Here is a 24,629-nt window from a genome sequence, read left to right on the forward strand (position 1 = left end):
CATACGACCCGCCCCGCCGCTAGGCCAGGCTGTCCATGGAGCGCCCGGCCAGCGCGTGCTGGATGGACGCGTTCATGCGGCGCGCGGCGAAGGCGTCGGTGGCGGCCGACAGGGCGTTGGTGGCCTCGCGCAGCTCGGCCACCGGGGCCTCGGTTTCGAGCCGATCGGCCACCGCGAACAGGGCCTGGCGGATCGTGCCCATTTCGGTTTCGCTCAGCAGCGCGCCGTCTTCCTGCAGCGCGGTTTCGGTGGCGTCGAGCAGGCGGCGGGCGTCCACCTGGGCTTCGCGCAGGGCGCGCAGCTGCATGTCGGCCGCCGAGGCGCCGATGGCGTCTTGCAGCATGGCGGCGATCTGGGTGTCGCCCAGGCCGTAGGTGGGCTTGACTTCGATGTGCGCCTCGATGCCCGTTCCCTGTTCGCGCGCCGTCACCGACAGCAGGCCGTCGGCGTCGATCTGGAAGCTCACGCGGACGTGCACCGCGCCCGCCACCGCGGGGGGAATGCCGCGCAGCTCGAAGCGCGCGAGTGAGCGGCAGTCGGCCACGGCCTCGCGTTCGCCCTGCACCACGTGCAGCGTCATCGCGGTCTGGCCGTCCTTGAAGGTGGTGAACTCCTGGGCACGCGCCGTGGGCAGGGTGGAGTTGCGCGGGATGATCTTCTCGACCAGACCACCCATGGTTTCGATGCCGAGCGAGAGCGGGCACACGTCGAGCAGCAGCCAGCCGTCGCCACTGCCGTTGCCGGCCAGCACGTCGGCCTGCATGGCCGCACCCAGCGCGACCACCTGGTCGGGGTCGATGTCGGCCAGCGGCTCGACGCCGAAGAGGTCCTTGACCGCGCTGCGCGCGATCGGCATGCGGGTCGAGCCGCCCACCAGCACCACGCCGGTGATGTCGGCGGTGGAGAGGCGCGCGTCGCGCAGGGCGCGCCTGGTGGCCGACAGGGTGCGTGCAATCAGCGGCGCGCCGAGCCGGGCGAATTCGGCGCGGCTCAGGATGGCCTGCAGCGCGTCGCCCTCGGTGCGGCTCAGCGCCAGCGAGGTCGATTCGTGGGACGACAGCGCTTCCTTGGCCGCGCGCGCCGCCGTCAGCAGCGCGCGCTGGGCCACGGGCGCGAGGGCCGCCACACCAGCGATGCCGTGGCGGGCGCAGAACCACTCGGCGATGGCGCGGTCGAAGTCGTCGCCGCCGAGCGCCGAGTCGCCGCCGGTGGACAGCACCTCGAAGATGCCGCGCGTGAGGCGCAGCACCGACACGTCGAAAGTGCCACCGCCCAGGTCGTAGACCACGAAGGTGCCTTCGGCCGCCTTGTCCAGGCCGTAGGCGATGGCCGCCGCTGTGGGCTCGTTGAGCAGGCGCAGCACGGTCAGGCCGGCCAGGCGCGCGGCGTCCTTGGTGGCCTGCCGCTGGGCATCGTCGAAGTAGGCCGGCACCGTGATCACCACGCCCGCCAGCGGCCCGCCGAGCGAGGCTTCGGCGCGCACACGCAGGGCGCTCAGGATGTCGGCCGAGACCTGCACCGGCGAGCGCTCGCCCGCCGCGGTCTGGATGCCCACCATGCCCGCGCCGTCGGTGAATCGGTAGGGCAGGCCGGTGGCTTCGCGCAGGTCCGCCAGGTGGCGGCCCATGAAACGCTTGACCGAGACGATGGTGTTCTGCGGGTCCTCGGCCTGGCTGGCCTGGGCCTCGTGCCCGACCACGATGCCGCCTTCTGGCAGGTAGCGCACCACCGAAGGCAGCAGGTTGCGGCCCGCCTCGTCGGGCAGCGCCCGCGTGACCGCGCTCTGCACCGTGGCGACCAGCGAGTTGGTGGTGCCCAGGTCGATGCCCGCGGCCAGCCGGTGCTGGTGGGGAGCAACAGCCCGGCCAGGTTCAGCGATCTGCAGCAGTGCCATGTGTCATTCCTACACCGCGAAGCTCTCGCCGCAGCCGCAATTGGCTTTGGCATTGGGATTGTTGAACTTGAAGCCCTCGTTCAGGCCCTCGCGCACGAAGTCGAGTTCGGTTCCGTCCAGCATGGCCAGGCTCTTGGCGTCCACGATGACTTTGGTGCCGTGGTTGTCGAAGCAGTGGTCGTCCGGGTTGACGGCGTCGACGAATTCGAGCGCGTAGGCGAAGCCCGAGCAGCCGCTGGTCTTGACCGCCAGGCGCAGACCAATGCCGCTGCCGCGCTTGGCCAGCGACTTTTCAACGTGCCGCGCGGCGGCGGGGGTCAGTGAGACGTGCATGGCATTTCCTTTCAGCTGTCTGTGGCGGGCGGGCCCCTCACCCCAACCCTCTCCCCAGAGGGGCGAGGGGGCAAGGCACGAGGCGGCGCAGGGGGGGTCATACAGAGAATGAGCTGCCGCAGCCGCAGGTGGTCTGCGCGTTCGGGTTGTGGATCACGAAGCGCGAGCCTTCGAGGCCGTCCTCGAAATCGACCCGCGCGCCCAGCAGGTACTGCTGGCTCATCGCGTCCACCACCAGCGAGACGCCCCCGGTCGAGACCACGGTGTCGTCTTCGGCGATCTGGTCGTCGAACACGAAGCCGTACGAGAAGCCCGAGCAGCCGCCACCGGTGACGTACAGGCGCAGCTTCAGTTCGGGGTTGCCTTCTTCCTCGATCAGCTCGGCCACCTTGGCGGCGGCCTGCGGCGTGAAATCGAGCAGGGCAGGCATCGGCGCCGATTCGGCGACGACGGCTTCGGACACAGCGGACATGGCATCTCTCCTCAAGGGAAGCGGCTCAGTGGCCGCGGGGTTCGCAGGCGTCTTTTTCCACCACCGTGTCGGTGGCGGGGGCTCCGTGGCGCGAGCGGTAATCGGCCACGGCCGCCTTGATGGCGTCTTCGGCCAGGATGGAGCAGTGGATCTTCACGGGCGGCAGCGCCAGCTCTTCGGCAATGGCCGAGTTCTTGATCGCCAGCGCCTCGTCCAGCGTGCGGCCGCGCACCCACTCGGTGACCAGCGAGCTCGACGCGATCGCCGAGCCGCAGCCGTAGGTCTTGAACTTCGCGTCCTCGATCACGCCCTGGGCGTTCACGCGGATCTGCAGCTTCATCACGTCGCCGCAGGCGGGCGCACCCACCATGCCGGTGCCCACGCTGTCGTCGTTCGCATCGAACGCGCCGACGTTGCGCGGGTTCTCGTAGTGGTCAACGACTTGTTCGCTGTAGGCCATGGTGTTGCTCCTGTGTGTGACGGTGACTGATCAAAGGTTCTCGCCGGTGGACGTGAATGCGTCTGGCCGAGTAACACCGTGGAACCGGCTTTGCCGGGCCACAGGTGTTGCCCCCTTGAGGGGGGATGCGGCTACGCGCAGCGAGCAAGCGACGGGGGTGGGCATGTTCTTCAGTGTTCAGACCACTGGATCGTGCTGAGGTCGATACCGGCCTGCACCATGTCCCACAGTGGGCTCATGCCGCGCAGCCGCGTCACCACCTCGCTGACCTGCGCGATGGTCGAGTCGATCTCTTCGGCGGTGGTGAAGCGGCCGATGGAGAAACGCACCGAGCTGTGCGCCAGCTCATCCGTGCGGCCCATGGCGCGCAGCACATAGCTGGGCTCCAGGCTGGCCGAGGTGCAGGCCGAGCCCGACGACACCGCCACGCCCTTGATGCCCATCAGCAGCGACTCGCCTTCCACGTAGTTGAAGCTGGCGTTGAGGTAGCCGCAGGCGCGGTGCACCGGGTCGCCGTTCAGCTCCACGCATTCCAGCTGGCTGATGCCGACCCACAGCCGCTCGCGCAGCGCGGTGATGCGGGCGTTGTCGCTCGCCATCTGTTCGCGCGCCAGCCAGAAGGCCTCGCCCATGCCCACGATCTGGTGCGTGGGCAGGGTGCCCGAGCGCATGCCGCGCTCGTGGCCGCCGCCGTGCATCTGCGCCTCGATGCGCACGCGCGGCTTGCGGCGCACGTACAGCGCGCCGATGCCCTTGGGGCCGTAGATCTTGTGGGCCGAGAGTGAAAGCAGATCAACCGGCAGTACGTCCAGATCGATCACCACCTTGCCAGCCGCCTGCGCTGCGTCCACGTGCAGCAGCACGCCCTTTTCGCGGCAGATCGCGCCGATGGCCGCGATGTCCTGGACCACGCCCGTTTCGTTGTTCACGAACATGACCGAGGCGAGCACCGTATCGGGGCGCAGCGCCGCCTTGAACTGGTCCAGATCGAGCAGGCCACTCGGCAGCACCGGCAGCACCGTCACCTCGAAGCCCTCGCGCTCCAGCTCGCGCATGCTGTCGAGCACGGCCTTGTGCTCGGTCGCCACCGTCACCAAGTGTTTGCCCTTGGCCTTGTGGAAGTGGGCCGCCCCTTTGATCGCCAGGTTGTTCGACTCGGTGGCGCCGCTGGTCCAGACGATCTCGCGCGGGTCGGCGTTGATCAGCGAGCAGACCTGTTCGCGCGCCAGCTCCACCGCCTCTTCGGCCACCCAGCCGTAGGCGTGGGAGCGGCTGGCGGGGTTGCCGAACTGCTCCGTCAGGTAGGGCCACATCTTGCTGGCCACGCGGCGGTCCACCGGGGTGGTGGCGGCGTAGTCCAGATAGATGGGCGACTCGCTGCGGGCAGGTGCTTGTGGGCGGCTGGGGTCCGGCATGGCAGGCTCCTGGCATTGATGGGTTGCAGCCCCTTTTGCAACGTCTGTGCCATGCGCTTCGGACCGCCCGAAAGGCGGTTTTGGCGGGTTTTGTGTGGGCTTTGTGCCGGGAGAACGCCGTTCGTCGCCGCGAGCCTTGTCGGGTTTGTTGCAAAGCCTGCGACGCATGTCGTCGGCACGTTTTTTGCTATGCAGCAAACCCAAGGTCGTCACTTTGCGGTGGAGTCCCACTGCTGGTGCAACCCACGAGCGACCCGGAGATGGGAGCCCCATCGTGAACACATCACCTGTCATGGTCCGGCGCGAGCTGGACGCGGTCTACGAAGTCAGCAAAACGCTGGCCACCTCGCTGGATGTCCACAAGACCTTCCGCGAGGCCCTCAACTACCTGACCCACGCCTTCGACTGGCGCCGAGCCTTCGTGGTGGTCGCCGAGGGCGACAACCGGCTCACCGGCCTGTGCGCCATCGGCCTGACCCAGGCCGAGCAGCAGCGCCTGAGCTTCGAGTCGGGCGAAGGCATCGTCGGCCGCGTGTTCGCCAGCGGCGTGCCCGCCACCGTGCCCGACGTGCGCGCCGAGCCCCTGTTCCTCAACCGCACCGGCGGCGCCGACCAGAGCCCGGGCATCCCCGTCGCCATGCTCGCCACCCCGATCCGGGCCGACCACCGCACCCTGGGCGTGCTCGTCATCGACTGCCTCAACCCCGAGGAACGCCGCGTGTTCGCCGACGACCTGCGCCTGCTGCGCATGGTGGCCACGCTCATGGGCCAGTCGCTGCTGCTGCACCGCAGCGTCACCGCCGCCGCCGAAACCCTGCAGGACGAGACCCGCCGCATGCACAAGGCCCTGGGCGGCCAGCGCGCCAAGATCGAACAGGTCGTCGGCGTCTCCAAGCCCATGCTCAATGTCTTCGAGCAGGTCCACCAGGTGGCGCCCTCGCGCACCACCGTGTTGCTGCGCGGCGAAAGCGGCACCGGCAAGGAAGTGATGGCCCGCGCCATCCACAGCCTCTCGCCGCGCGCCAAGGAGCCCTTCGTCGGCGTCAACTGCGCGGCGCTCACCGAATCGCTGTTGGAGAGCGAACTCTTCGGCCACGAAAAGGGCGCCTTCACCGGTGCGCAGGGCCAGCGCAAGGGCCGCTTTGAAATGGCCCACGGCGGCACGCTTTTTCTCGACGAAATCGGCGACATCTCCGCCGCCTTCCAGGCCAAGCTGCTGCGCGTGTTGCAGGAACGCAGCTTCGAGCGCGTGGGCGGCGGCGCGCCGGTGAAGGTGGACGTGCGCCTCATCCTCGCCACCAACCGCAACCTCGAACGCATGGTGCAGGCCGGCGAATTCCGCGCCGACCTCTACTACCGCATCAACGTCGTCAGCATCCAGCTGCCGCCGCTGCGCGAGCGCCGCGAAGACATCCCCGCCATGGCGCAGCACTTCCTGGACCGCTTCAACCGCGAAAACGACAAAGCCACCAAATTCAGCCCCGAGGCCATGCGTGTGCTCGCCAGCTGTTACTGGCCCGGCAACGTGCGCGAGCTGGAAAACTGCGTCGAACGCACCGCCACCATGGCGGCCAACGACTTCATCACCGACCTGGCGTTTCCCTGCCGCGAAAACCGGTGCCTCACGCAGGTGCTGCACCACATCGAACGCGAAGACGCCGTGCGCCCCAGCCGCCTGGCCGAAATCCCGATCACCGAAATCCCGGGTAACCCGCCACCGCGCCAGCCGGCGTTCAACGGCGCCAGCGCGGTCCCCCACGGCTTCGACCCCGGCGACAGCCGCCCGGCCGACCTGGAAGCGCTGGACAGCGGCTTTGACGCGCCCCTGTCCCCCTCAGCCGGCAGCAGCGCCAGCGCGCCACGCGCCGACGACAAACCCGAAGGCGAACGCGAGCGCCTGGTCTGGGCCATGGAGCGCTGCGGCTGGGTCCAGGCCAAAGCCGCCCGCCTGCTCAAGATCACGCCGCGGCAGATGGGGTATGCGCTGCAGAAGCATGGGATTGAGGTGAGGAAGTTCTGAGCCTGCCCGAAAGACGCTCAACCTCTCAGGCCGTGGCGCCGAACGCGGCCTGGAAATCAGACGGCACCTCGACCATCGCGGGCATGGACGAAAAGAACGATTGCTGGATGTAGACCCCGGCAATGTTCCACGCGATGGGCCTATACGCCGCGAGATATGCGGCGAATGTAGCGTTGCGCGACATCGACGACCTGCTGGCGCGGGGCGTGCTGCGCAAGCGGGAGGGTGGGGGGCGATGTCCAGGTGCGATCTGCCTTGTGGCATAGCACTAGGTGCTATAAAATCGCCGACAGGGGGGGATGTGCATGAAGGTTTTCAAGACGAGATGGTTTGACCGCTGGGCGCGCAAAGAAGGATTGGTGGCCTCTGCTCTGTGTGCCGCCGTCCACGAAATGATGCAGGGCCTTGTGGATGCCGACCTGGGCGGTGGGCTGGTCAAGAAGCGGATCGGCCGGCCGGGACAGGGAAAGAGCGGCGGCTATCGAACCCTGGTGGCCACCAACAAGGGCAACCGATGGGTGTTCGTCTTCGGCTTTCCGAAAAACGAGCGCAGCAACATCGACAAAGACGAAATCGAAGCATTGAAGAAATTGGCGGCGAACCTGTTGTCGTTGACACCGCAGGCGCTTGGACAGGCACAAAGTGCCGGTGAACTGATGGAGGTAGATTGCGATGCGAAAGACCAAATCACCCATTCTTGAGGCTGTTCATGAAACGGCCAAGGGGCTGCACAAGGCGGGCGTGATGGATCGGGTGACGCTGCGAGAATTCGATCAACTGTGCTTACCACCCGTCGAGCCCCTGCAGCCCGAACAAATCAAGCACATCCGAGAAACGACGCGGGTTAGCCAAGCCGTGTTCGCCCGCCTGCTCAATACCAGCCTCTCAACGGTACAGAAGTGGGAGATTGGCCAGAAGAAGCCCACGGGAACCGCCCTCAAGCTGCTGCACCTTGTGCAAAAGCGCGGCCTCGAAATCGTCGCCTGAGCGCGCAGGTGCACCGAGCGCAGGGCCATCTGGCGGGCCGCATCAGCCGCGCCGTGGGCGACTGGCCCTGGCCCGCGCAGAGGGCACAGCCCAGCGCTTCTACAGCCTCAGCGCCCAGCTACAGCGCGAACGCAAACAGTATGACGACCAGCTCGAAGCCACCCAACGCGGCACGCTGGACGTCACCCGTGGCTCAGTTGGTTCCTGGCCTGCCCGCTGCGCGCCGTGCAGGGCGCCGACGGCTTGCTGGCGGGCGTGCTGGACAAAGCCCAGTTCTGGCAGCGCTGGGCGGGCACGCCCATGAATCTGCGGCAGACGCTGGACAGTTCTGGCGTTTCTTCGCCGTTTACCCGTGCCGCCGCCAGACCACCCAGAGCAGCCAGAACATCAATGCACCAGCTGAGAGGCGCTGAGCGATGCCGACGGGGATGAGCAGCCCGCCGAGGGCGGTCGCCGCGCACATGACCAGGCCGGCACCCCACGAGATCAGGTGGTCCATCGGGCGTCCGTGAGTGCGAGCGAGTCGAGGCAGGAGGTACATGGCCAGCCCGCACAGCGCAAACGCCAGCGCCACCAGTGCCACATGGACAGAGACCGAGTCGCCGAGCGTGATGGCGCCAGCGCCGACCAGGCAGATAGCCGCGAGGGCCAGGGTATGGGTCAGCAGCTTCGGCGTTCCGCTGGCGCGCAGGTGGGCGGCGCTGGCGGCGACCAATACCGCCAATCCGACAAAGGCGACGATCATGAATCCGCCCCAAGGCCCGAGCGCCAGCTCGCTCATGAACTGCTGGATCGGGTCGTACCCCGGCTGGGCGCCGGAGAGCACGCAAACGACCCCTATAAATATGAGGACCCCGCCGGTCCCCAGGAGCGCAAGCGCCCGGGCGCTGCCAATCACGTGTTCACCCGCTGCGGCAGCGCCGCGCGCAGGCGGTCTTCGCTGATCGTTTGGTCGCGCGTCTCGGGAGGAAACACGGCCATGAACCGGGTGTTCTTCAGGGCGGATAAGAGCAGAGTCATGCCGCATCCAATGATCCTGGGCCAGGTGATCACGGAAACCAGAGCTGCGCGATGGGGGATGGGGTGGTCATAAAGGGGCAGGTTTCGAGAGTCATGGGTGTTCTTGCTGGGCGGATGCGGTGGTCGGTTCCCGGTTCACGGGCGCAACAGTCGTCTGGCTATCGCCTTGATGCCAAAGCAGATGACGATGACGATAAGGTCGGTAACGATCTCCTGTGCATGTTCTGCTGTTGTCATGAGTCTGCCGTCGGGCAGGAGATCGCCGGGTTGTGCCTGTCCGCTGATCAGCAGATAGAACTCAGGGATCGCCCCGAAGCCCAGGCCGAAGCTCACCAATACGATCACGGCCCATGCGGCGACGGAGATGGCGCGGCGCAGCAACCCTCGAAAAGTGCTCGAACTCACAGGCATGTTGGTTGAGGTGATTCAGTCATCCAGGGCCATCGGTTTTACCTGTGCCCCGTCTACCAGCAGGGAGAAGGTGGCATCGGGCCAGATATCACCGATGAATGCGTACGACAAGCCCAACTCGCCCGTGGGCTTCAATTCGATTTCTTCAAGTTGCAGCATGCCCCAAAGGGCCTCTGCGTTCGTTGGCCAGTTGTCCTCCCACAGGGGGTCTGGTAGGTGGGGCGTGAACAGCTCGAACAAGGCAAGGCGCAGGACACCCGTCATCTCGGCGTAGTTGTCCAGAAACTTCGTAAGACTGGAAGTGTCTATTTCGGCCATGTCCTGGTGAGCACATTCAGCAATGCGCAGGTGGACGAAGCCTTTGCCAGTGGGCGAAGGCATCGTCCCGGTCCATTCGTGCCGTTCTCGGGTCAGCGGGCCAAGAACAGGATCATGGATGGAAGAGCTGTCCCGATGAGGTAATCCGACCGTGTTGGAGCGAACGGTGGAAGCCCATCCCCAGGCGTGAAACAGAACACCTCCGACGCAGCCGAATGAAAACCCGATGAATGCAAGTGCTTCGCGTGCGGTGAAGTCGAGTGTGAAGTCGACGAGCACCCCGTTGATTCGGAAGAAGCTGTCAGTCACCACAGGCCACAGCGACAGGAGTGCACCGCACGCCAGCCCAACAGCCCATGTGGTGGCGATCTTTCGGGGGCTTCGGCCAACAGCCCATCTGACGCAGACAAAGGCGACGATCAAAGAGGCCACGACCGAAGCCGCCAGAAGGTAGGCGATCAGGGGCATGGGCTGCGAAGCAGTTGCGCCGATGTCCCGAAGATCAGCAAGGCCATGCTGGCGACCAGTATGGCCGCGAGGTGCAGCTGTCGCGCCGCGTCCCGCGAGACGCACGCCCTCCAATGCCGAACACCCAGCGTACCTGCGACCAATCCCATGGCGACGCCAGCGGGCAGCACAGGCACGCCCCATGTCGGGCTGAGAAAGGACACCGCCAGCGTGCCCAGCCAGAGGCTCGGAGCACCGAGCACGACAAAGGCCGAGATGAGCGTCAGCGGTCCTGCGCGAAAGGGCGGGGATTCAGGGGAGGGATGTTCTACGGATGTTCCGGTCATCCTGCGAAAGCCGCGCCAGATCCCTCGGGAGAGGATCTGCAGCCCTCTCAGCACCCAGTAAACGACGGACATGGGCAGCGCGAACATGACCACCATGCCGATGGGTGCCATGAAGGCATTCCAGTCGATGCCGCCGTTGTGGCATCCCCGGACAAAGGCAAAAGGCCCGTCCACCCAGGGGCACTGGGAGAGGCGCAAGACATAGAAATAGAGCACACACAGCAACAGCACCGCAGCCCAGGCGAGGTCTCGTCGGGGGATTCGGGCCAGTGGGTGGAAGGTCATTCAACTTCGGGGGGAGCGTGGCTGGGGCGACAGCCTACCATTGCCGGCGCCGCACCTGGGCGACCGGCGCGCGCAGGTGTGGTGCGATCTCCGCATTGCGGCTGCAACGGTCCCCTGCTTTGTCGCAACCCCGACGCAGCCCGCCGCCCCGACATCCCGCCTGTCCTCTTTCCTACACACGACAAAACCTTCAGATCGTTGATATGAAACGGTTTTTTCCGTGGCACGGATTTCGCTGATGACCCTCCGAGCGGCCATGGTCGGCCGCAGGAAGGGTCTTCATGTCGACAAGCACCGCTGCGGGTTCCATGCCCGCCAAGACGTACGTTTCCATCGGCCAGATCAAGCCCCTGGGCGCCTCGCTCGACGTGCCCGCGGCCGGTGGCGGCTGTGGCACTTCGGGGGGCGAGGGCAAGGCCAGTTGTGGTTCGTCCGACGGCCCCGACGACATGCCGCAAGAGATCTGGGACAAGGTCAAGAACCACCCCTGCTATTCCGAGGAAGCCCACCATCACTACGCGCGCATGCACGTGGCGGTGGCGCCGGCCTGCAACATCCAGTGCAACTACTGCAACCGCAAATACGACTGCTCCAATGAAAGCCGCCCCGGCGTCGTGAGCCAGAAGCTCACGCCCGAGCAGGCGGTGAAGAAGGTGGTGGCGGTCGCGAGTGAGATCCCGCAGATGACGGTGCTGGGCATCGCCGGGCCGGGCGATGCGCTGGCGAATCCGAAGAAGACCTTCGAGACCTTCCGCATGCTGCAGGAGCAGGCGCCCGACATCAAGCTCTGCCTGTCCACCAACGGCCTGGCGCTGCCGGATTACGTGGACGAGATCTGCAAATACAACGTCGACCACGTGACGATCACCATCAACATGGTGGACCCGGCCGTGGGCGAGAAGATCTACCCCTGGATCTTCTGGAACCACAAGCGCGTGACCGGCTACGAGGCCGCCAAGATCCTGCACGAGCGCCAGATGCTCGGCCTGGAGATGCTCACCGCGCGCGGCGTGCTCACCAAGATCAACTCGGTGCTGATCCCGGGCATCAACGACGAGCACCTGTACGAGGTCAACCGCGAGGTGAAGAAGCGCGGTGCCTTCCTGCACAACATCATGCCGCTCATCAGCGAAGCGGAGCACGGCACGGTGTTCGGCCTCACCGGCCAGCGCGGCCCGACCGCGTCGGAGTTGAAGGCGGTGCAGGACGCCTGCATGGGCGGCGCCAACCTGATGCGCCACTGCCGCCAGTGCCGCGCCGACGCGGTGGGCCTGCTGGGCGAAGACCGCTCGGAAGAGTTCACGCTCGACAAGCTGGAGCAGATGGAAGTGGTCTACGACCTGGACAAGCGCAAGAGCTACCAGGACAAGGTCGAGGTGGAGCGCCAGGCCCAGCAGGCGGCGAAGCAGGAGGCCCTGGCCGCGGCCGCCAACGCCGTGGGTGTGGCCGACGACATGAAGGTGCTGGTCGCCGTGGCCACCAAGGGCGGCGGCCGAGTGAACGAACACTTCGGCCACGTCACCGAATTCCAGGTGTTTGAAGTCTCGGCCACGCAGGCCCTGTTCGTCGGCCACCGCCGGGTGGACCTGTATTGCCAGGGCGGCTTTGGCGACGACGAGCAACTGCCCTCGGTGGTCAAGGCCATCAACGACTGCCACGCCGTGCTGGTCGCCAAGATCGGCGCCTGCCCGCGCGACGAGCTGCTGGCCGCCGGTGTGGAGCCGGTGGACCAGTACGTCGGCGAGTTCATCGAAAAGGCCGCGCTGGACTGGTTCAACGACTACCGCGGCCGCATCGCCAGCGGCGCCATCACGCACCAGCCGCGCGGCGACGCGCAGATCCGCCAGGGTGCTTTCACCGGCGGCCTGGCCGAAGCCGCCTGACCCTCATTTCCCCACGACGTTTCCCTAGAGAAGGAGAGCCACCATGCCCATGAAGATCATCGCGTCCACCTGCACCGCCTGCTCGGCCTGCGAACCCGAGTGCCCGAACGTCGCGATCCGCGAAAAAGGCGGCACCTACGTCATCGACCCCAAGAAGTGCACCGACTGCGTGGGCCACTTCGACGAGCCGCAGTGCGTGGCCGTGTGCCCGGTCGACGGCTGCATCGTGAAGGCGTGACCCCCATCCCCATCGAGACCACCACCATGCTGCCCAACATCGTTCTCAAGCCCGCCGCGGTCAAGTTCATTTCGCGCATCGTGCGCTTCTCCGGCCTGCCGGCGGGCGCGGGTTTTCGTCTGGCGGTCAGCCCGGGGGGCTGCTCGGGCTACAGCTCCGAATTCAGCGCCGAAGCTGCGCCCGGCCCGGGTGAGCAGGTGCTGGAAATCGAAGGCCTGCGTCTGTTCCTGGGGGCCGAGAGCCGGCTGTTGCTCGAAGGCGTGATCGTCGATTTCGCCGACACGCCGACGCAGTCGGGCCTGACCTTCACCAACCCGAACCAGGCCGCCTGCGGCTGCAGCAGCGCCGAGTCCGCCGCGCCGCCCGGCGTGGCCAAGATCGAGATCGGCGCCATCGGCCGCGGCCGGCCCGCCACGCTGGCGTCCTGAGCCCAGCGCCCACCACGGGAACCGGGCCATGGACGACGCCGCCAACCTGGGCTTTGACGACGCGGCAGCGGCGTTCGGCCTGGGCGCGATCGGCGCCGCGCTCAGCCCAGAGGTGGCCGCGTTGATCGCGCAGGCCGGCCTGCTGCGCGACCAGCCCGGGCAGGCCCTGGCCTTGCTGGAGCAGGCCCGCGTGGCCGCGCCGCGCCATCCCGCGCCGCTGATCGCGCTCTACCGGTTTCATTTCTACGGCCACAACCTCGCCGCCGCGCGCGACGCGGGCGAAGACGCGCTGGCCATTGCCCGCACCGCGCTGGGGCCGGACTTCGGCGACGTGCCCCCCAGCGACGACGCCGCGCGCCACGACGCGGCGGTGCGCTTCTATCTGTTCGCGCTCAAGGGCCTGGCCTACCTGCACATGCGCCTGGGTGCGATGGACGAGGCGCGCGCCCTGCTGACCGAGCTGCGCCGCCTGGACCCGGCCGACCACGTGGGCGGCGCCCTGTTGGCGCACGTGCTGGCGCGCCACGAGCGGGGCGGCGAGGCGGGCGCGGGTGAGTCCCCAGCCGCGTACCCGGTGCGCGGCTGGGGCGGGGTCGGCCCATGAACACGCCGCTGGCCCACCGCGCGCCCACGGGCGACATCCCGCCGCAGCACTGGCAGGGCGGGGCCATCGACTGCACCGCCTGCGCTTGCGCCCCCCTGCGCGCGCTGCCCGGCGAGCAGGGCTGCGAGCCGGGCCACGCCTGCCTGCAGGACGTGTACGCCCGCCGCATCGACCGCTTCTTCCGTTGGCACCCCTCGCTGTCCGACCAGCAGCTCAGCCACCCGTATTTCGAGGTGCGCGCCATCGCCGCGCGCCGCGCCAGCGTGTTCCGCCTGCGCGCCCTGATCGACGACCCCGACGAAACCGTGCGGCTGCAGATCGCGCTGCGCCTGCCGCTGGAGCAACTGCCCCGGCTGGCCCGCGACCCCCACCGCGAGGTGCGCCTGCGCGTGGCGCAGCGGCTCGCGCCCGCGGCGCTGGCGGCCCTGCGCGACGACCCCGACTACGGCGTGCGCGAACTCGTCGCGCTGCGCCTGCCGCTGGCCCTGCTGCCCACCCTGGCGCGCGATGCGGACCGCGCCGTGCGCCTGCGGGTGGCGCAGCGGCTGGAGATGCCGGCGCTGCTGCAGCTGCTGGACGACACCGCGCCCGAGGTGCGCCGCGTGGTGGCCGAGCGCCTGCCGGTGGCGCTGCTGCCGCGCCTGGCGCAAGACCCCGACTGGCGCGTGCGCTGGGAGGTCGCCCAGCGCGCCGACCCGGCCACGCTGGCGGCGCTGTGCGACGACGAAGACCCCGAGGTGCGCCGCAGCGCGCGCGAGCGCCGCGCCGCCGCACCCGGCCCGCGAACCCTGCCCGCGCGGGCACCCACGGGAGTGGCCCATGGCTGACATCAACCGCGACGACAACGAGATCGAACTGGCCGGCCCGCCGCGCTTCCGGTACGGCGAGCGGGTGGTGGCGCGCTCGGTGATCCGCAACGACGGCACCTACAACGGCCGGGACATCGGCGAGGTGCTGGTGCACAAGGGCGAGATCGGCTACGTGATCAACATCAACACCTTCCTGCAGCAGTTCTACATCTACGCGGTGGACTTCGTCGAATCCGGCCACCGCGTGGGCATGCGGGCCAAGGAGCTGTGCACGCTGGACAACCTGCCCGACGAGGTGCTGGCGCAGCTGGGCGAGAAGGCCCAGGCGCTGAGCACGCTCGGCTCGGCCCGGCCCGCCGCCGCCACCCACACCCCCTCGTCTTCGCTCACACCCACGGAGGCCCCATGAACGGCATCGAACCCCGCCCCCCACTCTACGCCTGGGGCCAGCACGTGGTGGCGCTGGACGATCTGCTCAACGACGGCAGCCACCCCGAGCGCGCGGTCGACGCGCTGCTGGTGCCGCGCGGCGCGGTGGGCATGGTGGTGAACGTGGGCCACGCGACCGAGGCGAACGAACCGGTCTACCTGGTCGATTTCGACGGCTGCGTGGTCGGCTGCCTGGAACTCGAAATCGTGGCCACGCCCGAAGGCTGGCGGCCCGAGACGGACGATCCCGCATGAAGCCCGAGCCCTGCGCCAGCGCGGAGCCGGCCGCCAGGGCCGGGGGGCGGGTGCGCGACCTGGTGCAGCACCGGCTGGAGCGCGCGCTGCGCCAGCGCGTGCGCTACCGCTACGTGCGCCCGCGCGTGCTGCGCGAGGGCCAGGGCTTTCGCATCGAGAGTCCCTGCTGCTCGCGCAACGTGGACCCCGGCGGCGGCACCATCGACATCGCCTGGCTGGAACCCTGCGAGGCACCGGCCGGGGCCGCCGCCGACGCGGCGCCGGGCTGGCGGCTGTGCCAGCGCGACCACGCCAACGGGCGCTGGGTCGCGTGCGTCGAGCACGCATCGCTGGACGCGCTGATCGACCTGCTGTGCCTGGACCCAGAACGCAAATTCTGGCCATGATCACGATGACCCCCCCGCAGCGCTTCGCGCTACCCCCCAGGGGGCGGCACTGGCCGTCCGGCAAAGCCGGCCCGGCGGTGCCCTGGGCTGGACCACTTCACGCCCCGTCTGAAAGCCCGCCGTGATCTACTTTGATCACAACGCCACCACACCCCCTGCGCCCGCCGTGGTCGCGGCGATGCTGCCGGTGTTCGAGCAGCTATGGGCCAACCCGTCTTCGCAACACGGGCCGGGGCAGGGCGCCAAGCGGGCCTTGAGTGCCGCCCGCGCCAGCACCTCCCGGGTGCTGGGCTGCAAGGCGCAGGAGGTGGTGTTCACCAGCGGTGCCACCGAGGCCAACCACATGGCCGTGCGCGGCCTGCTCGCCGCGGCGGGGCCTGGGCGGCGGCGCGTGCTGTTCAGCGCGGTTGAACACGCGGGCCACTTGCGGCTGGCGCGCGCGCTGGCCGAGGCCGGCGTGCCGGTGGGCTTTCTGCCCGTGCGGGGCGACGGCACGCTGGACACCACCGCCGCGGCCAGCCTGATCGGGCCCGACGTGGCCCTGGTCTCGCTCATGGCCGCCAACAACGAAACCGGGGTGTTGATGCCGGTGGCCGAGGTCGCCGCGCTGGCGCAGGCCGCCGGCGCCGCGCTGCACGTGGACGCGACCCAGTTCATCGGCAAGCTGCCGTTTGAGTTCGCCCGCTTCGGGGCCGACGCGGTCTCGCTCTCGGCCCACAAATTCAACGGGCCCAAAGGCGTGGGCGCCTTGCTGCTGCGCCAGGGCCAGCCCTTTGTGCCGCAGACGCTGGGTAGCCAGGAGCGCGGCCGGCGCGGGGGCACCGAGAACCTGCCCGGCATCGTGGGCATGGCCGCCGCGCTGGAGCTGCTGGGCCATGGGGACGGTCTGGCCGCCGAGGCCACGCGCCAGACGGCGCTGCGCGATGCGCTGGAGCGCGGCCTGTGCGCCCTGCCCGGCGTGCAGGTCTGGGGCCAGGGCGCGCCGCGCCTGCCCGGCACCTGCTACCTGCGCTTTGGCCGCGTGTCCGCCGACGTGGTGCTGAACCGCCTGGAGCGCCTGGGCGTGGCCGCCTCGTCGGGCGCGGCCTGTTCGTCGGGCGGCTCCGAACCCTCGCACGTGCTCGGCGCCATGGGCGTGCCGCGCGACGAGGCGCTGGCCGCGGTGCGCCTCTCGCTCGGTCGCACCAGCGGCCCCGACGACGTGGCCCACCTGCTGAGCGCCTTGCCCCCTGTGCTGGAGCCTCTGCTGCGCGACGAACACGCCGCGCTGGCCGCCGCATGACCGCCTGTTTTCCCACCCTGTGTTTTCCTGACTGGAGCGCCCCATGAAAGTGATGATCCGCAAAGACGCCAAAGGCGTGTTGAGCGCCTACGTGCCCAAGAAAGATCTGGAGGAGCCCATCGTCGCCATGGTCGAACCCGGCATGTGGGGCGGGCTGGTCACGCTGGCCAACGGCTGGCAGCTCGACCTGCCGGCGATGCCCGAAGGCACCACCCTGCCCATCACCGTCGAAGCCCGGCGCCTGGCCTCTTCGGTCACCGAGGACTGAACGCCATGTCCATCAGCACCGAACATCTGCGCGCCGCCGGTGAACTCGTGGGCGCCGCCACCACCCTGCGCGACGCGGCCTCGATCTGGCGTTCCCAGCACCCCGACATGAAGGTGGTGCTGGTCGATGCGATGGACATGCGCGACGAAAAGCCCGCGCTGCTGCTGGGTGCCCGCAAGGTCTACCTCGCCACCTCCAACGGCCATTGCTGGAGCGTCACCCAGCAACCCGAAGAAGCCACCGCACTGATCCTCACCCAAGACTGAAGCCAGAGGCACCCCATGGAAATCGATGCCATCTCCCTCTACGAACCCGAATGCGGCGAGCGCGAGTTGCAGCTCGTCAACGCGGTGCTGCAGTCCACCCGCTGGGGCGACGGCCCGATGCTCGAATCCTTCGAGCACGCCTTCGCCGGCTGGGTCGGTCGGCGCCACGCCGTGGCCGTGGGCAGCGGCACGCTGGGCACCTGGATCGCCTTGCGCGCGCTGGGCATCGGCCCGGGCGACGAGGTGGTCTGCGCCACCCACAGCTGGCACCAGGTGGCGCAGGCCATCACGCTCGCGGGCGCCACGCCGGTGTTCGCCGACATCAACTACTGGACCGGCAGCCTGAGCCCCGAGAAGGCCGCGCTCAAGATCACGCCCCAGACCCGCGCCATCCTCGCGGGCAACACCAACGGCCACCCCGCCGACTGGCGCGCCCTGCGCGCGCTGGCCGCCGAACACGGCGTGGCCCTGATCGAAGACAGCAGCGAGGCCCTGGGCTCGCGCTACCTGGGCCAGACCGTCGGCACGTTTGGCGACGTGTCGGTGTTCGACTTCTCGCAACCCTCGGCCCTGTGCACCGGCGAGGGCGGCATGCTCGTGACCGACGACGACGCGCTGGTGCACGAGCTGCGCTACCTGCGCCAGCGCCGCCTGAGCGACCGCCATTCGGTGTCGGTCGGCTCGCGGGTGCCGCTGCAGGCCGGCATGAGCGAGCTCACCGCCGCGCTCGGCCTGGCCCAGCTCGCCGGGCTTGACGAGCGGCTGGCCGCGCGCAAGCAGGTCGAGGTCTGGTACCACCAGCAGATGCAGAGTTTCGAGGGCGTGAAGCCGCCGTACCTGGCCGAAAACGTGGACGAGGTGCACTGGATGCTCTACGTGGTGCACCTGGGCAAACGCTTCACGGCCAGCGCGCGCGCCCAGATGATCGACGACCTGCGCGCCTGCGGCATCGAAGCCGCCGCCTACAGCCACCCGCTGCACCAGCAGCACCACTACATGGAAGCCAGCGGCGCCATCGGCCACCAGCGCGGCCTGCTGCGCGACACCGACCGCATCGGCGACCGCGCGCTCGCGCTGCCGCTGCACACCCAGCTGGATGCCACGCAGGTGCAGTACATCGTGACGACGTTGAAGGACACCGCCACCAACGTCGGCGCCGGGGCCGCCATTTACCTCTAAGGAAACACCATGAACGACCTGATCCACGACATCGCCCGCCAGCTCGACGCGGGGGCCGTCATTCCCTACCTGGGGCCCGACATGTTGTCGCTGTGCGGTGATGTGCAGGTGCCGGCCACGCCGCTGGCGCTGGCCGAGATCATGACCAGCAAGGTCAGCGTGCCGCACAAGATCCGCAAGCGCCTGACGCAGGCGGCGCAGTTCATCGAGAACTTCAAGCACCGCAAGTCGGTGGTGCAGCTGATGAACGAGGCCTTTGCCAGCGTGCCCGCGCCGTCCGCGCTGCACCTGGCGCTGGCCCGCAGCGGCGCGGGGCTGTGGGTGGACACCTGGTACGACGACACCCTGGCCGCCGCGCTGCGCCAGGCCCGCCCGGCCGGTGGCTGGGTGCAGGTGCAGGGCCTGTCGCAGTCCGAACACTTCGGCCAGTGGACCGGCGCCTACGACGCGGCCGGCGCGCCGCTGCCCGAGCCGTCCCCGCAGGCCGGGCCCCTGCTCTACAAGCCCATCGGCAGCCACGACCCGGCGGGCAACTACCTCGTCTCCGACAGCGACTACGTCGAGGTGCTCACCGAGATCGACATCCAGACCCCCATCCCCGAGGCGGTGCAGCGCTGGCGCATCGGGCGCCACTTCCTGTTTCTCGGCTGCCGCTTCGACGACCAGCTCACCCGCAGCTTCGCGCGCCAGATCATGAAGCGCTCCAGCGACCACCACTGGGCGGTGTTGCCCGAGCCGCCCACGCGCATGGAAGCGCGCTTCCTCGAAGAGCAGGGCATCACCCGCATCCCCATGGCGCTGGCCGATTTTTCGGCCGCCCTGATCGAAGCCCTGCAGCCCGCGCTGGCCGCCTGAACCCGCTTCCGTTCCCCTGGTTTTTCCCGTTCGCTTTTCCTTTCCACCCACAGCCTTGAGGCACTAAAAAATGACCACACTCACCGTTCTCCCATCCGGCAAAACCTACGAAGTCGCCGCCGGCACCACCCTGCTCAAAGCCCTGCTCACCGTGGGGGAGCCGGTGGTGAGCAAATGCGGTGGAAATGCCAAATGCGAGAGCTGCCACGTCTTCGTCACCAGCGGACGCAAGAGCCTCTCGCGCATCCAGCCGGTGGAAAACCAGAAGCTCGACGGCATGGTGGGCGTGGCCTCCGCCTCGCGCCTGGCCTGCCAGGCCGTGCTCGGCGAAGAGCCGGTCACGGTGGAGCTGTTGTTGACGGCTTGACGCGCCTCCTGCGCTAGAAAGCCCGCTCGGCGATCTGGCTGGCGATCGCCTCGGCCTCCGCGTTGTCCACGCCCGCGCGTTTCGCGAACCCTTGCCATTGACCGACCGCCTGCTGCACCTTGTCAATCACGTCGGTCACATCCGAGAGCAGACCGAAGCGATCAGCCACCTCACGCACGTCGAGGCGCGTGATCTGATGGAAGCGGCCGTTGACCGACATCAGGTGCTGCTTGACCCACTCGTTGTCCGGATTGAACGCGTGGGTGATGTCGTAGGCGGGGGCCAGCGCCCAGCTGGCGCCTTCTCGCAACAGGAAGGAGAAATTTTTGGTGTGGTCGTCGTTGTTGACGGCCAGCACATTGAAGACCATGCGACGCAGGATCTCTACCAGTGCACCACGGCCCAGCTGGAGCTGATTCGCTGTCTGGAACAGCTGGTTGTAGCTGTGGGTGGCCACCTGCTTGTAGTCCAGGTGCGCCATGGCACACAGCGTCTGCAGGTGGTGGCGCTGGTTGCCCTCGCGGTCGAATCGCCGGGTCATGAAGTGCGCACGCCCGTTCTCTTCCAGCAGCCGACACGGCGACATGTCGATGCCCGCCTCGGTGGCCATGAGGTGGTAGGCGTACTCGATGCGGCCGTACCCCTTGGACGGACCGAGCGCGCTGTCTTTGCCCATGCCGTCGAACTTCAGCAACCAGGCTTCGAACCCGTCCGGGATGTCGAACTGGCCGGTGCGCACCTCCTCGGTGTCGGGGTTCCAGGCGATGGTGGCCTTGGCGCGCGCCCCGCCTGCGGAGGTCCCTACCTGGATGATTTGCTTGAGCGCCGCATGGGTGTGGTTTTCCCCGTCGAAATCGCCCATCACGGCCAGGCGTGCGGCTTCGACCAGCTGGCCCAGATGGATGGCGGTTGGCTTGCTCGGACTGGGCCCGCGCAGAGGTCTGAAGGTGAGGGCGCCCATGCCGCGCTTGCCCATGTAGGCCAGGCGGTCCAGTGAGGTGATGGCCGTCTTGGTGATGCCTTGATCGGCCATCCAGGCATCGATCAGCGCGTTGCCGAAGTCGTCTGGCAGGGCGTCGGCCAGGAGCGCTGGCAGGCGCTTGTAGGTCGGCTCCGGCAGGTCCGTGAAGATGAAGGGCTCGCTGGCCTGCGCCAGTGGCATGGTGATCGGGGCCAACTCGATGCCGGTCTTCACCCACGCCGGGTCGTATTGGAAGGCGTAGTAGTTCTTGGTCGGCTCGCGCGCGACGGCGCCCACCCGCTGGCCCCAGGCACTCACCTCCACGGCGTCGACGCTCCGGTACGGCGAGGTTCTTGTTTTCTTTGCGGTTGCCATGGCTCAGCCTCTCAGTTCGGGTTCTGCTTGCGGGGCTTGTAGGCGCGCTGGCGTGGCGCGCGCTTCTTGAGCATGTTCAGCGGGTTGATCGTCACGGGCGGCTGCAGCGTGGAAAGCCACTCATCGCGGCGCAGGACCCGCAGCACCGTCACGAACGAGGCCAGCGTCGAGCCTTCCCCGCTCTCCAGCCGACGCACGACGTTGATGGACAGGCCTGCGTGCTTGGCCACCTCTTCGAGCGTGAGGTTCAAGCGGAGCCGCTGGGCGCGCAGCTGCTCCCCCAGCTCCGCCAGAAGTTCGTTCGTCGTGTGTCCTTCGTTCATAAATATCCTATATCGGATATTTATTTGCAAAATTCATCATAAATATCCGAAATCGAATGATAGATCAATATTGGTATCGCTGACAGCGTGCCTCGTTTCAGCGCCTCACTTTTCCCTTTCGCAGGCTGGCCCACGACTTGCACACCAGGCCCTCAAGCCACGCTGGAGCGGGCGTTGTGTCGCAAAGCACACCACGCCGTCGCCAGACCCCCGCGTTGTGTGGTGATCGAGACAAGGACCCTTCATGAAAGTCGCCATCGCCACCCACAAGGCCTGGAGCCAGGTCAGCGGCCACGCCGGCCAGGCCCGCGAATGGCTGCTGTTCGATTGCCAGAGCGGCCAGCCGCTGCCCGAGCCGCAGCGCGTCACGCTCAGCAAGGAGCAGCTGCCCCACCACTTCAAGGACGACGGACCGCACCCCCTGCACGGCGTGGCGCTGCTGATCGCGGGCAGCGCGGGTGACGGCTTTCTGCGCCACATGGCGGGCTGGGGGGCGCAGGTGCTGCTGACCGGCGAGACCGATCCGTTGACGGCGCTGAACAAGGTGCTGGCCGGCGAGGCGCTGCCCGACACGCGCTTCGACGTCACCACCGCGCTGTGCAAGCTGCGCGACCTGTTTTCGCGGCATTGAGTCGTCCCCGCCTTTCAACATCCGGAAGGTCAAGAACGTGCCCACTGTGCCCTCACCATGGGACTGACCGACAGCGAACTGCAAGCCATCTGGCTGACCGTGCGGCTGGCCGGCATCGTGACCCTGATCCTGCTGCTGGTGGGCACGCCCATCGCGTGGTGGCTGGCGCGCAGCAAGGCCTGGTGGAAAGGCCCGGTGGGCGCGGTGGTGGCCTTGCCGCTGGTGTTGCCGCCCTCGGTGCTGGGCTTCTACCTGCTGCTGGCCATGGGGCCGCACGGGCCGGTGGGCCAGCTCACGCAGGCGCTGGGCATCGGTGCTTTGCCCTTCACCTTCTGGGGCCTGGTGGTGGCCTCGGTGTTCTATTCCCTGCCCTTCATGGTGCAGCCCCTGCAGACCGCCTTTGAAGCGGTCGGTGACCGGCCGCTGGAAGTCGCCGCCACCTTGCGGGCTTCGCCGCTGGACGCCTTCTTCACCGTGGCCGTGCCTCTGGCGCTGCCCGGCTTCCTGACCGCGTCGATCCTCACCTTCGCGCACACCGTGGGCGAGTTCGGTGTGGTGCTGATGATCGGCGGCAACCTGCCCGGTGTGACCCGCGTGGCCTCGGTGCAGATCTACGACCACGTGGAAGCCATGGAGTACCTGCAGGCGCACCGCCTGTCCGCCGTCATGCTGGTGTTCTCGTTCATCGTGCTGCTGGCCCTGTACGCCTGGCGGCCGAAGCCCAAGGAAGGGCACTGACATGCCCGGCATCCAGACCCGCTTTCACCTTCACTGGCCGGGGTTTTCGCTCGACGTGGACCTGGCCTTGCCCGCGCGCGGCGTGACCGCCTTGTTCGGGCACTCCGGCTCCGGCAAGACCACGCTGCTGCGCTGCATTGCCGGCCTGGAGCGCGCGCCGCAAGGGCGGCTGGTCGTCCATGGCGAGGTCTGGCAAGACAGCGGGGTCTGGCTCCCCACGCACCAGCGCCCGCTGGGCTACGTGTTCCAGGAAGCCAGCCTGTTCCCCCACCTCACCGTCATGGGCAACCTGCGCTATGGCCTGCGGCGCCTGCCCGGCGCGGGCAAACGGGGGCTGGACCAGGCCATTGAACTGTTGGGCATCGGCCACCTGCTGGACCGCAAGCCCGCCCGCTTGTCGGGCGGCGAGCGCAGCCGCATCGGCATCGCGCGGGCGCTGGCCCTGGGCCCGCGGCTCTTGCTCATGGACGAGCCCCTGGCGGCGCTCGACCTGGCGCGCAAGCAGGAAATCCTGCCCTACCTGGAGCGCCTGCACCGTGAGCTGGACATCCCGGTGATCTACGTGAGCCACGCGCCCGACGAGGTGGCGCGGCTGGCCGACCACATCGTCGCCATGGAGGCGGGCAGGGCGCTGGCCTCGGGCCCGCTGGCCGAGGTGTTGTCTCGCGTCGATCTGCCGATCCGCCTGGGCGAAGACGCGGGCGTGGTGCTGGAGGGCGTGGTGGTGGAGCGCGACGCGGCCTGGAGCCTGGCGCGGGTGGCGTTCCCCGGCGGCTGCCTCTGGGTGCGCGACGGCGGGCAAGAGAAAGGCGCCACGGTGCGCATCCGCATCCTGGCGCGCGACGTGAGCCTGGCGCTCTCGCCCGCGACCGACACGAGCCTGCTCAACAGCCTGCCGGTGGTGGTCGACCAGCTGGCGGATGACAGCCACCCGGCGCTGGCGCTGTGTCGTTTGCAGGTGGGGACTTCGTCGTCGTTGCTGGCGCGGTTGACGCGGCGCTCGGCGGATGCGCTGGGGTTGGCGCCGGGTCAGGCGGTTTGGGCGCAGATCAAGGCGGTGGCGTTGATCGGGTAGCTTTGCGCACGGCAATCATGCGTTGGATGGACACTGCATGATTCAGGCGACAACCACCTTCACATTCACCGGCAATCAGAAGGCAACAATTACCAAATCTTCCAGGGTGCTTTGGGGCCAGCCCAGAGACTTTCAAGATGGTTCTTGTCCCGAAGGGTATCCATGTTTTGCCAGAAGCCATCGTGGCGATAAGCCGCCAGCTTGCCTTGGTGGGCCAGCTGCATGAGTGGTTCTTGCTCTAAAACACTTTCGTCGCCCGAGAAATAATCAAAAACCTCAGGTTCCATGACAAAAAAGCCACCGTTGATCCACGCTCCGTCCCCTTTTGTCTTTTCGCTGAAGTTGTGGATTTTGCTGTCGTCTTCTCTTAACGTAAAAGCGCCGAAGCGCCCCGGTGGCTGCACAGCGGTGAGCGTGGCAATCGATTTTTGTTCATGGTGAAAGGCGAGTAGCCGATTCATGTCCATATCGCACACGCCGTCGCCATAGGTCAGGCAGAAAGGTTCACCAGCGACGTAGTCCTTGATTCTCTTGATTCTCCCACCGGTCATGGTTGCTTCGCCGGTATCGACCAGAGTGATTCGCCATGGCTCAGCCTGGGTATGGTGCACCTCCATTTTGTTGTTCTTGATGTCGAAAGTAAAGTCGGCCGTATGGAGAAAATAGTTGGCGAAATATTCTTTGATCACATAGCCTTTGTAGCCACAGCAGATCACGAAGTCGTTTATTCCTGCTTTGGAATAAATTTTCATGATGTGCCAGAGCATGGGCTTGCCGCCAATTTCAATCATTGGTTTGGGTTTGGTGGCGCTTTCCTCGCTGATTCGAGTTCCAAAGCCACCTGCCAAAATTACCGCTTTCATATCAT

The 24,629-nt window shown here is 67.6% G+C and carries 34 protein-coding genes and 1 pseudogene; 21 read left to right on the plus strand and 14 right to left on the minus strand.

Going from position 1 to position 24,629, the window contains the following annotated elements:
* Positions 1 to 19 precede the first annotated feature (19 nt).
* From hscA to KIH07_RS12070, 5 genes are all read right to left on the minus strand, one after another.
* On the minus strand, positions 20 to 1,894 hold the full coding sequence (gene hscA / locus KIH07_RS12050; RefSeq protein WP_226492197.1) for a Fe-S protein assembly chaperone HscA: 1,875 nt from the start codon (positions 1,892 to 1,894) through the stop codon (positions 20 to 22).
* A 9-nt stretch (positions 1,895 to 1,903) separates the two neighbouring features.
* The gene (iscA, locus tag KIH07_RS12055; protein ID WP_068173379.1) at positions 1,904 to 2,227 is read right to left on the minus strand and encodes an iron-sulfur cluster assembly protein IscA; all 324 of its coding nucleotides are present in this window, start codon (positions 2,225 to 2,227) and stop codon (positions 1,904 to 1,906) included.
* Between the two features lie 97 nt (positions 2,228 to 2,324).
* On the minus strand, positions 2,325 to 2,699 hold the full coding sequence (gene erpA / locus KIH07_RS12060; protein WP_226492198.1) for an iron-sulfur cluster insertion protein ErpA: 375 nt from the start codon (positions 2,697 to 2,699) through the stop codon (positions 2,325 to 2,327).
* A gap of 25 nt (positions 2,700 to 2,724) precedes the next feature.
* Positions 2,725 to 3,159, minus strand: coding sequence for a Fe-S cluster assembly scaffold IscU (gene iscU / locus KIH07_RS12065; RefSeq protein ID WP_226492199.1), 435 nt, complete (start codon positions 3,157 to 3,159; stop codon positions 2,725 to 2,727).
* Positions 3,160 to 3,329: 170 nt separating this feature from the next.
* The gene (locus KIH07_RS12070; protein WP_226492200.1) at positions 3,330 to 4,574 is read right to left on the minus strand and encodes an IscS subfamily cysteine desulfurase; all 1,245 of its coding nucleotides are present in this window, start codon (positions 4,572 to 4,574) and stop codon (positions 3,330 to 3,332) included.
* Between the two features lie 292 nt (positions 4,575 to 4,866).
* Between KIH07_RS12070 and nifA the strand changes: the two genes are divergently transcribed.
* Positions 4,867 to 6,594 carry a nif-specific transcriptional activator NifA gene (nifA, locus tag KIH07_RS12075; RefSeq protein WP_226494693.1) on the plus strand — a complete coding sequence of 576 codons (1,728 nt, stop codon included), beginning with the start codon at positions 4,867 to 4,869 and terminating at the stop codon, positions 6,592 to 6,594.
* Positions 6,595 to 6,619: 25 nt separating this feature from the next.
* Here nifA and KIH07_RS12080 read toward each other — a convergent pair whose 3' ends face one another.
* The gene (locus KIH07_RS12080) at positions 6,620 to 6,778 is read right to left on the minus strand and encodes a hypothetical protein (RefSeq protein ID WP_226492201.1); all 159 of its coding nucleotides are present in this window, start codon (positions 6,776 to 6,778) and stop codon (positions 6,620 to 6,622) included.
* Between the two features lie 121 nt (positions 6,779 to 6,899).
* Between KIH07_RS12080 and KIH07_RS12085 the strand changes: the two genes are divergently transcribed.
* From KIH07_RS12085 to KIH07_RS12095, 3 genes and pseudogenes are all read left to right on the plus strand, one after another.
* A complete protein-coding gene (locus tag KIH07_RS12085) occupies positions 6,900 to 7,295 on the plus strand; it encodes a type II toxin-antitoxin system RelE/ParE family toxin (protein WP_226492202.1) in 396 nt (131 codons plus the stop codon).
* A complete protein-coding gene (locus KIH07_RS12090; RefSeq protein WP_226492203.1) occupies positions 7,267 to 7,581 on the plus strand; it encodes a helix-turn-helix domain-containing protein in 315 nt (104 codons plus the stop codon). Before KIH07_RS12085 ends, KIH07_RS12090 begins: the two co-directional genes overlap by 29 nt.
* Positions 7,582 to 7,616: 35 nt before the next feature.
* Positions 7,617 to 7,899: pseudogene (locus KIH07_RS12095) on the plus strand (DUF4172 domain-containing protein); the annotation flags it as partial.
* Positions 7,900 to 7,927: 28 nt separating this feature from the next.
* Here the strand turns inward: KIH07_RS12095 and KIH07_RS12100 are convergent.
* The 5 genes from KIH07_RS12100 to KIH07_RS12115 form a co-directional block, all read right to left on the minus strand.
* On the minus strand, positions 7,928 to 8,479 hold the full coding sequence (locus KIH07_RS12100; protein ID WP_226492204.1) for a DUF998 domain-containing protein: 552 nt from the start codon (positions 8,477 to 8,479) through the stop codon (positions 7,928 to 7,930).
* A complete protein-coding gene (locus KIH07_RS25350; RefSeq protein WP_264181834.1) occupies positions 8,476 to 8,601 on the minus strand; it encodes a hypothetical protein in 126 nt (41 codons plus the stop codon). Before KIH07_RS25350 ends, KIH07_RS12100 begins: the two co-directional genes overlap by 4 nt.
* A 135-nt stretch (positions 8,602 to 8,736) precedes the next feature.
* The gene (locus KIH07_RS12105) at positions 8,737 to 9,006 is read right to left on the minus strand and encodes a hypothetical protein (protein ID WP_226492205.1); all 270 of its coding nucleotides are present in this window, start codon (positions 9,004 to 9,006) and stop codon (positions 8,737 to 8,739) included.
* A gap of 21 nt (positions 9,007 to 9,027) precedes the next feature.
* On the minus strand, positions 9,028 to 9,798 hold the full coding sequence (locus KIH07_RS12110) for a hypothetical protein (RefSeq protein ID WP_226492206.1): 771 nt from the start codon (positions 9,796 to 9,798) through the stop codon (positions 9,028 to 9,030).
* Positions 9,789 to 10,409: a hypothetical protein gene (locus KIH07_RS12115; RefSeq protein ID WP_226492207.1), complete on the minus strand. Its 621-nt coding sequence runs from the start codon at positions 10,407 to 10,409 to the stop codon at positions 9,789 to 9,791. Before KIH07_RS12115 ends, KIH07_RS12110 begins: the two co-directional genes overlap by 10 nt.
* 281 nt (positions 10,410 to 10,690) lie before the next feature.
* On the opposite strand from KIH07_RS12115, the gene nifB reads away from it, so the two are divergent.
* The 14 genes from nifB (at position 10,691) to KIH07_RS12185 (ending at position 19,658) form a co-directional block, all read left to right on the plus strand.
* A complete protein-coding gene (gene nifB, locus KIH07_RS12120; RefSeq protein WP_226492208.1) occupies positions 10,691 to 12,292 on the plus strand; it encodes a nitrogenase cofactor biosynthesis protein NifB in 1,602 nt (533 codons plus the stop codon).
* Between the two features lie 43 nt (positions 12,293 to 12,335).
* A complete protein-coding gene (locus KIH07_RS12125; RefSeq protein WP_068173353.1) occupies positions 12,336 to 12,530 on the plus strand; it encodes a 4Fe-4S dicluster domain-containing protein in 195 nt (64 codons plus the stop codon).
* Positions 12,531 to 12,556: 26 nt separating this feature from the next.
* Complete coding sequence (locus tag KIH07_RS12130) at positions 12,557 to 12,958, plus strand: HesB/IscA family protein (protein ID WP_226494694.1); 402 nt, start codon at positions 12,557 to 12,559, stop codon at positions 12,956 to 12,958.
* A 28-nt stretch (positions 12,959 to 12,986) separates the two neighbouring features.
* The gene (locus KIH07_RS12135) at positions 12,987 to 13,562 is read left to right on the plus strand and encodes a hypothetical protein (protein WP_226492209.1); all 576 of its coding nucleotides are present in this window, start codon (positions 12,987 to 12,989) and stop codon (positions 13,560 to 13,562) included.
* A complete protein-coding gene (locus KIH07_RS12140; protein ID WP_226492210.1) occupies positions 13,559 to 14,389 on the plus strand; it encodes a 4Fe4S-binding leucine-rich repeat protein in 831 nt (276 codons plus the stop codon). Before KIH07_RS12135 ends, KIH07_RS12140 begins: the two co-directional genes overlap by 4 nt.
* Entirely contained in the window at positions 14,382 to 14,780 is a 399-nt protein-coding gene (locus tag KIH07_RS12145; RefSeq protein ID WP_226492211.1) for a nitrogen fixation protein NifZ, read from the plus strand. The genes KIH07_RS12140 and KIH07_RS12145 overlap by 8 nt, the downstream gene beginning before the upstream one ends.
* On the plus strand, positions 14,777 to 15,055 hold the full coding sequence (locus KIH07_RS12150) for a nitrogen fixation protein NifZ (RefSeq protein ID WP_226492212.1): 279 nt from the start codon (positions 14,777 to 14,779) through the stop codon (positions 15,053 to 15,055). The genes KIH07_RS12145 and KIH07_RS12150 overlap by 4 nt, the downstream gene beginning before the upstream one ends.
* Positions 15,052 to 15,441 (plus strand): hypothetical protein, encoded by a 390-nt coding sequence (locus tag KIH07_RS12155; RefSeq protein ID WP_226492213.1) that lies wholly within the window; start codon positions 15,052 to 15,054, stop codon positions 15,439 to 15,441. Before KIH07_RS12150 ends, KIH07_RS12155 begins: the two co-directional genes overlap by 4 nt.
* A gap of 121 nt (positions 15,442 to 15,562) precedes the next feature.
* Positions 15,563 to 16,723, plus strand: coding sequence for a cysteine desulfurase family protein (locus tag KIH07_RS12160; protein ID WP_226492214.1), 1,161 nt, complete (start codon positions 15,563 to 15,565; stop codon positions 16,721 to 16,723).
* Between the two features lie 43 nt (positions 16,724 to 16,766).
* Positions 16,767 to 16,991, plus strand: a complete 225-nt coding sequence (gene nifT / locus KIH07_RS12165; protein ID WP_226492215.1) for a putative nitrogen fixation protein NifT — start codon at positions 16,767 to 16,769, stop codon at positions 16,989 to 16,991.
* Between the two features lie 5 nt (positions 16,992 to 16,996).
* Positions 16,997 to 17,257, plus strand: a complete 261-nt coding sequence (locus KIH07_RS12170; protein WP_226492216.1) for a hypothetical protein — start codon at positions 16,997 to 16,999, stop codon at positions 17,255 to 17,257.
* A gap of 15 nt (positions 17,258 to 17,272) precedes the next feature.
* Positions 17,273 to 18,436 carry a DegT/DnrJ/EryC1/StrS family aminotransferase gene (locus KIH07_RS12175; protein WP_226492217.1) on the plus strand — a complete coding sequence of 388 codons (1,164 nt, stop codon included), beginning with the start codon at positions 17,273 to 17,275 and terminating at the stop codon, positions 18,434 to 18,436.
* 9 nt (positions 18,437 to 18,445) lie between these two features.
* Positions 18,446 to 19,291, plus strand: coding sequence for an SIR2 family NAD-dependent protein deacylase (locus KIH07_RS12180; protein WP_226492218.1), 846 nt, complete (start codon positions 18,446 to 18,448; stop codon positions 19,289 to 19,291).
* Between the two features lie 70 nt (positions 19,292 to 19,361).
* Positions 19,362 to 19,658 (plus strand): 2Fe-2S iron-sulfur cluster-binding protein, encoded by a 297-nt coding sequence (locus tag KIH07_RS12185; protein ID WP_226492219.1) that lies wholly within the window; start codon positions 19,362 to 19,364, stop codon positions 19,656 to 19,658.
* Positions 19,659 to 19,671: 13 nt separating this feature from the next.
* On the opposite strand, the gene KIH07_RS12190 is transcribed toward KIH07_RS12185, so the two are convergent.
* Together KIH07_RS12190 and KIH07_RS12195 are read right to left on the minus strand one after the other, a co-directional pair.
* The gene (locus KIH07_RS12190; RefSeq protein ID WP_226492220.1) at positions 19,672 to 20,994 is read right to left on the minus strand and encodes a type II toxin-antitoxin system HipA family toxin; all 1,323 of its coding nucleotides are present in this window, start codon (positions 20,992 to 20,994) and stop codon (positions 19,672 to 19,674) included.
* An 11-nt stretch (positions 20,995 to 21,005) separates the two neighbouring features.
* On the minus strand, positions 21,006 to 21,317 hold the full coding sequence (locus KIH07_RS12195; protein WP_226492221.1) for a helix-turn-helix domain-containing protein: 312 nt from the start codon (positions 21,315 to 21,317) through the stop codon (positions 21,006 to 21,008).
* Positions 21,318 to 21,561: 244 nt separating this feature from the next.
* On the opposite strand from KIH07_RS12195, the gene KIH07_RS12200 reads away from it, so the two are divergent.
* The 3 genes from KIH07_RS12200 to modC are packed head-to-tail and all read left to right on the plus strand — an operon-like array spanning position 21,562 to position 23,761.
* On the plus strand, positions 21,562 to 21,948 hold the full coding sequence (locus KIH07_RS12200; protein WP_226492222.1) for a NifB/NifX family molybdenum-iron cluster-binding protein: 387 nt from the start codon (positions 21,562 to 21,564) through the stop codon (positions 21,946 to 21,948).
* A gap of 57 nt (positions 21,949 to 22,005) precedes the next feature.
* Positions 22,006 to 22,686 (plus strand): molybdate ABC transporter permease subunit, encoded by a 681-nt coding sequence (gene modB / locus KIH07_RS12205; RefSeq protein ID WP_226492223.1) that lies wholly within the window; start codon positions 22,006 to 22,008, stop codon positions 22,684 to 22,686.
* A 1-nt stretch (position 22,687) separates the two neighbouring features.
* Positions 22,688 to 23,761: a molybdenum ABC transporter ATP-binding protein gene (gene modC / locus KIH07_RS12210; RefSeq protein WP_226492224.1), complete on the plus strand. Its 1,074-nt coding sequence runs from the start codon at positions 22,688 to 22,690 to the stop codon at positions 23,759 to 23,761.
* 89 nt (positions 23,762 to 23,850) lie between these two features.
* Here the strand turns inward: modC and rfbF are convergent, their stop codons facing one another.
* Complete coding sequence (rfbF, locus tag KIH07_RS12215) at positions 23,851 to 24,624, minus strand: glucose-1-phosphate cytidylyltransferase (protein WP_226492225.1); 774 nt, start codon at positions 24,622 to 24,624, stop codon at positions 23,851 to 23,853.
* Positions 24,625 to 24,629 lie beyond the last annotated feature (5 nt).

This window comes from Hydrogenophaga taeniospiralis (genome assembly GCF_020510445.1).
In the GTDB taxonomy this organism is placed as follows: domain Bacteria; phylum Pseudomonadota; class Gammaproteobacteria; order Burkholderiales; family Burkholderiaceae_C; genus Hydrogenophaga.